Source organism: uncultured Bradyrhizobium sp. (genome assembly GCF_947648125.1).
Lineage (GTDB): Bacteria > Pseudomonadota > Alphaproteobacteria > Rhizobiales > Xanthobacteraceae > Bradyrhizobium.
Genome location: NZ_CANSMR010000050.1, coordinates 24,425 through 30,593, shown reverse-complemented (window position 1 = coordinate 30,593; position 6,169 = coordinate 24,425). Strand labels below are relative to the sequence as shown.

Here is a 6,169-nt window from a genome sequence, read left to right as displayed (position 1 = left end):
GACGCCAAGAAGGTCACCGAGAACATCGTCAAGGCGATGTAGGGCAGGCGGCGAATGGCGCTGAACCGGGAGTGGCATCGACAGCATCGCATGCCGCCTCGGGCCACGCGCGAGCAGCGCATCAAGTGGCATGTCGCGCGTGCGTTGGCGTGCGCGTGCCGGCCGGTCCCCGAGGGCATCAAGGCTGATGTCGAGAAGCTGCTCAAGCTCCGCGGCAAGACATAGCCGCGGCACGGTGATGACGCTGGCACTCGCAATCCTGAAATGGCTCGTGATCGTTGCGGCCGTCGTCTATCTCGGCGGACTCGCGGTGCTGTACGTCAAGCAGCGCGAATTGCTGTTTCCGATCCCGCCGGTCGGGCGGACGGCGCCCGCAGCCGCCGGCCTTCCCGAAGCGGAAGAGCATGTCCTCACCACAGCCGACGGCGAGAAGGTCATCGTCTGGCATGTGCCCGCGAAGCCGGGCCGGCCCGTCGTGCTGTTCTTTCCCGGCAATGGCGATTTCCTGGCTGGCCGCGTGGCGCGCTTCAAGGGCATCACGGCCGACGGTACCGGGCTGGTGGCGCTGTCCTACCGGGGCTACGCCGGCTCGAGCGGATCTCCGAGCGAGCAGGGGCTGCTGCAGGACGCTGCAGCCGCCTACGCGTTCACAACCGCACGCTACCGCGCCGCGCAGATCGTGGTCTGGGGATTCTCCCTCGGCACCGGCGTTGCGGTCGCGCTCGCCGCGGAGCATCCGGTCGGCAGGCTGATCCTGGAGGCGCCCTATACCTCGACGGTCGACGTTGCCGGCGCACACTTCTGGTATGTGCCGGTCAGCCTGCTGATGCGGGATCAATTCCACTCCGATCGGCGAATCGCCGGCGTCACGGCGCCGCTCCTGATCATGCACGGCACCAACGATCCGGTGATCCCGATCCGCTTCGGCGAGCGGCTGTTCGGCCTCGCCCATGAGTCCAAGCAGTTCGTGCGCCTGCCCGGCGGCGGGCACGACGATCTCGACGATTTCGGCGCGATGGACACCGCGAGGCGGTTTATCGACGCCGCAAGAGGCTGACGGCGGCGATTGTCTGTCGCATAATCGGGGCCATCGAAGTGAGGGGACCCCATAATGAGCGCACACGGACCGATGCCACGGTCGGCCTGGCTGTATCCCGTTCTGGCGGTCCTGTTGTTTGCCGCGGTCTCGGCCTCCGGCTACAGCTTCGCGCCGTCGGCCGGGGGCTGGGTGTTCGCGGCCGTGCTGCTGGTGATTCTGTTCGGCACCGTGTTTGCGGCCGTCCACCATGCCGAGATGATTGCCGAGCGGATCGGCGAGCCGTTCGGCACGCTGCTCCTGACGCTGGCCGTGACGGTGATCGAGGTGGCGCTGATCTCGACCATCATGCTGGGCGACACGCCGGCGCCGACGCTCGCGCGTGACACCGTGTTTGCGGTGGTGATGATCGTCTGCAACGGCCTGGTCGGGCTCTGCATCTTCATCGGCGGCATCCGCTATCGCGAGCAGGATTTCCAGATCACCGGCGCCAACCTTTACCTTAGCGTGCTGTTCGTGCTCGCGACCATCACGCTGGACATGCCGAATTTCACGCTCACCGCGCCGGGCCCGATCTATTCCACGGTCCAGCTCGCTGTGATCAGCGTCGTGACCTTGCTGCTTTATGCAGTGTTCCTCTACACCCAGACCATCCGCCACCGCGATTATTTCGTCAGCGGCGCCAATGAGGCGGCGGCGCATGGCGAGGTGATGTCTGACCGTATGACGGCAATCAGCGTCGCCCTGCTGCTGGTTTCGCTGCTGGCGGTGGTGCTGCTGGCCAAGAAATTCTCGCTGGTGGTCGATGTCGTCACCGTCAAGATCGGCGCGCCGCCGGCCTTTGCCGGTCTGGTGGTGGCGGCCCTGATCCTGCTGCCGGAAAGCGTTGCCGCGGTGTCGGCGGCGCGCAAGAACGACCTGCAGAAGAGCATCAACCTCGCGCTCGGCTCGTCGATCGCGACCATCGGGCTCACGGTTCCCGCAGTCGCCGTTGCTGCCTCTGTGCTCGACAAGCAGCTGGTGCTCGGGCTCAGCAACCAGCATATGCTGATCCTGCTGCTCACGTTCATGGTCAGCATGCTCACCTTCGGAACCGGCCGCACCAACATCCTGTTCGGGCTGGTTCACATGGTGGTGTTCGCGGTGTTCGTGTTCATGGTATTCGTGCCTTAGAGCCTTTACCGTTCCGATTGAGTCGGAACGGGGCTCTAGATTCTAGTTTTGACGCGTTTTCTTCACGCGAACCGGTATCCACTTCGCTTGAAAACGCTTTCGTGGAGAAGTGAAGTGACGATGCTCAGCGCCAAATCGGATGTGCAGGTGGATACGGCGGAGGTCCGCGTGACCGAATGGCGGCTCGCGCCGGGCAGCGCCACCGGCCACCACACCCATGAGATGGACTACGTCATCGTTCCGATCACGGCAGGTGAGATGACGATCGTGGCGCCGAACGGCGAGCGCTCGAAGGCGCAGCTCGGAGCCGGCAGGTCCTATTTCCGCAAGGCCGGGGTCCAGCACGACGTGCTTAACGAGACGGCCAGCGAGATCGTGTTCCTCGAGGTCGAGCTCAAGCCCTGACGCGGCGCAGCAACGCTGCAAGGAACCCTGCGCGCGCCGAATGGCAGCTCCGAGTCCGCGCGGCTGTGGAAATTCATAACCCGTTAACGGCTGCACGATGATCTAGAAGGCGGATGCGGCCTACGCAGGGGGCGCCTCCGGCTGAAACCAAAGTGACACCAAAGGTGACGTCGGAACGGGGGTTTGCCACCGATCCGTCGCAGTTGATCCCTGAATGTGCCTCAAAGTTCCAGCATGAAATAACGGGGTGGGGAGTGGCAGGTCATGCTGAGTTACCTGAAGAAATTCGTGATGGACATCTTACCCTCGGTGGCAGCGACCATCATCGGGGCGTACATCGTCAATCACTACATCGTGGCCAAGCCGCAAGCGCCGGACGCCGCAGCCGTCACCGCCGTCGTGGATCCCAAGGCAGATCCGAAAGCCGCCGCCAAGCCCGCCGAAAAGTCCACCGTGGTCAGCAGCCTCCCGGAAGCCGGCGTGAAGGCCAAGGGCATGTCCGAGCGCACCCTGATCGAGCGGTCGGCGTCGGAGAAGGCCACCGTCACTGAGAAGCCCGCCGACCCCAAATCCGCCGACACCAAGCCTGCCGACGCAAAGGCCGATGCGCCGGCCGAGACGGCCAGCATCCCGACCGACCAGCGCCATCATCCGGCGGCGCCGAAGGCGGTCGCGAAGGCTGCGCCCGCCGCCGCGCCGGTCGAGTCCGCCGTCACGCCGGAGGAAGCCCGCGACGCCAACGATCTTGCACGTGCCGCCATCGAGCGGCTGCGCAAGGAGCGTCCGCAGGACGCTGCGCGGTCCCAGGACGCCGTGCGCTCCCAGGACGCTCGCAGCACTGATCTCGCCCGCCTGCCTGACCAGCAGCGTCCGGCGGCAGCCCCGGCGATCCGGCCGTTGCCGCCGCCGATCATGGTGTCGAACCCGTCCACCGACAATGCCGATCAATCCGCGCAGCCGCGCCCGCCCTACGCCGCCAATGCCCAGGATGCGAATCGGCTGACGCCGCCGGCCGACATTCCGGTCCCGGTGTTGCAGGCCCCGCTCGACCTGCGCGCCGACGCCGCCATGCCGGCGCCGAAGAACGAGCGCACGTCGGTGACCGACGACATGTTCTCCGGCATGAAGTCGATGTTCCACGCCGTCCTGCCGAAGTAACCCGCAGCACGGATCTCCCGTTCTCGACGCATCGTGTTCGAGCGGATCGGTAACCGCTCGTTCGAAAGCGCCCAGAGCGTTTTTCGAGCGAAGTGGACGCCGGTTCGCGTGAAGAAAACGCGTCAAAACAAGAATCCAGAGCTTCGGTTCTGATTTGATCAGAACCGAGGCTCTAGCCGCCGGTGCGCGCCAGCCCGCTGCGCGCGCTTCCGTCATTCGGCCGCAGCGCGAGCACGCGATTGTAGGACGCCGCCGCCTTGGCCTTGTCGCCGAGCCGCTCATAGGCCTGGCCGCGCGCGCTCCACGCCGCAACGTTGTTGGGATCGGCCTGCACGGCCTCGTCGAGGTCGGACGCGGCCTGCTTGGCCTTGTCGAGCGCAAGGTAGCTGGTGGCGCGGCCGACCAGCGGCTCGGCCTTCTGCGGCGACAGCCCGCTCGCCGCCGTGAAATCGTCGATCGCCTGCTGATGTTGTCCGCGGCCCTGATAGATCAGGCCGCGGCCGTACAGCGCCTGGATGTTGTAAGGGTCGGCGGTCAGCGCCTGCTCGAACTCCGCCTGTGCCTCATCGACCTTGCCGGAATGCGCCAGCACCTGGCCGCGCGTGGCGTGATCCTTGGCGCTGTTGATGTCCTGTGGAGTGATAGTGTCGGCGGCAGGCTTGTCGGCAGCGGCAGCCTGTTTCGGCTTGTCGTCCGAGCCCCATGATCCCAGGTCGAAGGAGCAGCCCCCGAGCGGCAGGCCGAGAACCACCGCCATGATGACGAGGTGCGCCGCACGCCGGCGGTGCGCAGCTTCTGGGAGCGGGGAGCGGGGCGCCGGAACGGCCATCATGCAAAATGCTCTTGCCGGTCGTCTTGCATGGGTACCCCGGAACACGGCTTGCTTCAAAACAACAACGCGGGCCCGTGGCCCGCGCTGTTAGACTTCGATATCGGCAAAACGGTTCAGCGGGGTCCGCGACCAGCGCCTGCACCACCGGGACGGCCGCCACGGTCGCCACCGGGACCAGCGCCGAACACCGGCTTCGGCTTCATCGGCAGCAGGCCTTCGCGCTGCAGCTTCTTGCGCGCCAGCTTGCGTGCACGGCGCACGGCTTCGGCCTTTTCGCGAGCCTTCTTCTCAGAGGGCTTTTCGTAGTGACCGCGGAGCTTCATCTCGCGGAAAATGCCCTCGCGCTGCATCTTCTTCTTCAGCGCCTTCAGGGCTTGGTCGACATTGTTATCGCGGACGAGAACCTGCACGCGGCATCCTCTTTTGAATTGATCGGTTCGGAATTCTGGCGAGGTAAAGGGGCGGCAAAAGGCCTGCCTCTTAACCCTAGGCGCGCGCATGTATCAGACAAACGCGCAGATGTCCACCGGTCGAGTGACTTTCGGGCCTAGTAAAGCCACGAAATGGGGCGAAAATGCCTTTGTGCGGCCCTGATTTGGGTGATTTGGCGCCGGTATCGGGGCCGCTCCCGGAGTTTTCGATAACCCGGACATTGGAAATAGGGGAGATCCGACATGGACATGAAGAAATACGCGGCCGAACTGATCGGTACGTTCTGGCTCACATTCGCGGGCTGCGGCAGCGCGGTGATCGCGGCGGGCTTTCCGCAGGTCGGGATCGGGCTGGTCGGCGTGTCATTGGCGTTCGGGCTGAGTGTGGTGACCATGGCCTATGCGATCGGCCATATCTCGGGTTGCCATCTTAACCCGGCCGTGACGGTCGGGCTCGCCGCCGGCGGGCGTTTCCCCGGCGGCCAGGTGCTGCCTTACATCATCGCGCAGGTCGCCGGTGCGATCATCGCGGCCTGGCTGCTCTATGTGATCGCCAGCGGCGCACCCGGCTTCGATGTCAGCAAGGGCTTCGCCTCCAACGGCTATGACGCGCACTCACCGGGCCACTACAGCACGGTCGTGTGCTTCATCACCGAGGTTGTGATGACCATGATGTTCCTGTTCATCATCATGGGATCGACCCATGGCAAGGCGCCCGCCGGCTTCGCCCCGCTCGCCATCGGCCTCGCGCTGGTGATGATCCATCTCGTCAGCATTCCCGTCACCAACACCTCGGTGAATCCGGCGCGCAGCACCGGGCCGGCACTGTTCGTCGGCGGTTGGGCGCTCGGGCAGCTCTGGATGTTCTGGGTCGCGCCCCTGATCGGCGGCGCGCTCGGCGGCGTGATCTATCGCTGGCTCAGCGATGAGCCGGAAGGCATCGTCGCCGGCGTCAAGACCGCGTGATCGGCGAAAGCGTTTTCGAGCGAAGCCTGCCCCGCATTAGATGCGGGGTGGACGCCGGTTCGCGTAAAGAAAACGCGTCAAAGCACAAAGCCAGAGCATCGGTTCTGATTCAATCAGAACCGATGCTCTAATGGGATCGTGGTCGCCACGATCCCATTTCCATCGATG

The 6,169-nt window shown here is 65.0% G+C and carries 8 protein-coding genes; 6 read left to right on the top strand and 2 right to left on the bottom strand.

The annotated features are described in order from the left end of the window. Positions 1-54: 54 nt before the first annotated feature. The 5 genes from Q0030_RS39230 to Q0030_RS39210 all read left to right on the top strand — a co-directional run bounded on the left by Q0030_RS39230 (position 55) and on the right by Q0030_RS39210 (position 3,772). Positions 55-225 carry a hypothetical protein gene (locus Q0030_RS39230; protein WP_298380104.1) on the top strand — a complete coding sequence of 57 codons (171 nt, stop codon included), beginning with the start codon at positions 55-57 and terminating at the stop codon, positions 223-225. Between the two features lie 13 nt (positions 226-238). Then, a complete protein-coding gene (locus Q0030_RS39225) occupies positions 239-1,057 on the top strand; it encodes an alpha/beta hydrolase (RefSeq protein WP_298380102.1) in 819 nt (272 codons plus the stop codon). Between the two features lie 54 nt (positions 1,058-1,111). Next, on the top strand, positions 1,112-2,209 hold the full coding sequence (locus tag Q0030_RS39220; RefSeq protein ID WP_298380099.1) for an ionic transporter y4hA: 1,098 nt from the start codon (positions 1,112-1,114) through the stop codon (positions 2,207-2,209). 120 nt (positions 2,210-2,329) lie between these two features. Next, entirely contained in the window at positions 2,330-2,614 is a 285-nt protein-coding gene (locus tag Q0030_RS39215) for a cupin domain-containing protein (RefSeq protein ID WP_092123500.1), read from the top strand. 264 nt (positions 2,615-2,878) lie between these two features. After that, entirely contained in the window at positions 2,879-3,772 is an 894-nt protein-coding gene (locus Q0030_RS39210) for a hypothetical protein (RefSeq protein WP_298380094.1), read from the top strand. 172 nt (positions 3,773-3,944) lie between these two features. On the opposite strand, the gene Q0030_RS39205 is transcribed toward Q0030_RS39210, so the two are convergent. Both Q0030_RS39205 and rpsU read right to left on the bottom strand, forming a co-directional pair. Continuing rightward, positions 3,945-4,604, bottom strand: coding sequence for a tetratricopeptide repeat protein (locus Q0030_RS39205; protein WP_298380092.1), 660 nt, complete (start codon positions 4,602-4,604; stop codon positions 3,945-3,947). Positions 4,605-4,717: 113 nt separating this feature from the next. Next, positions 4,718-5,014, bottom strand: coding sequence for a 30S ribosomal protein S21 (gene rpsU / locus Q0030_RS39200; RefSeq protein ID WP_021078544.1), 297 nt, complete (start codon positions 5,012-5,014; stop codon positions 4,718-4,720). 264 nt (positions 5,015-5,278) lie between these two features. Here rpsU and aqpZ point away from each other — a divergent pair, with 264 nt between their 5' ends. Further along, a complete protein-coding gene (gene aqpZ / locus Q0030_RS39195; protein WP_298380089.1) occupies positions 5,279-6,001 on the top strand; it encodes an aquaporin Z in 723 nt (240 codons plus the stop codon). Positions 6,002-6,169 lie beyond the last annotated feature (168 nt).

Excerpts from the sequence above, each read along its gene's own strand:
- Q0030_RS39230 (WP_298380104.1), top strand. The coding sequence starts at position 55 with ATGGCGCTGAACCGGGAGTGGCATCGACAGCATCGCATGCCGCCTCGG.
- Q0030_RS39225 (WP_298380102.1), top strand. The coding sequence starts at position 239 with ATGACGCTGGCACTCGCAATCCTGAAATGGCTCGTGATCGTTGCGGCC.
- Q0030_RS39220 (WP_298380099.1), top strand. The coding sequence starts at position 1,112 with ATGAGCGCACACGGACCGATGCCACGGTCGGCCTGGCTGTATCCCGTT.
- Q0030_RS39215 (WP_092123500.1), top strand. The coding sequence starts at position 2,330 with ATGCTCAGCGCCAAATCGGATGTGCAGGTGGATACGGCGGAGGTCCGC.
- Q0030_RS39210 (WP_298380094.1), top strand. The coding sequence starts at position 2,879 with ATGCTGAGTTACCTGAAGAAATTCGTGATGGACATCTTACCCTCGGTG.
- Q0030_RS39205 (WP_298380092.1), bottom strand. The coding sequence starts at position 4,604 with ATGATGGCCGTTCCGGCGCCCCGCTCCCCGCTCCCAGAAGCTGCGCAC.
- aqpZ (WP_298380089.1), top strand. The coding sequence starts at position 5,279 with ATGGACATGAAGAAATACGCGGCCGAACTGATCGGTACGTTCTGGCTC.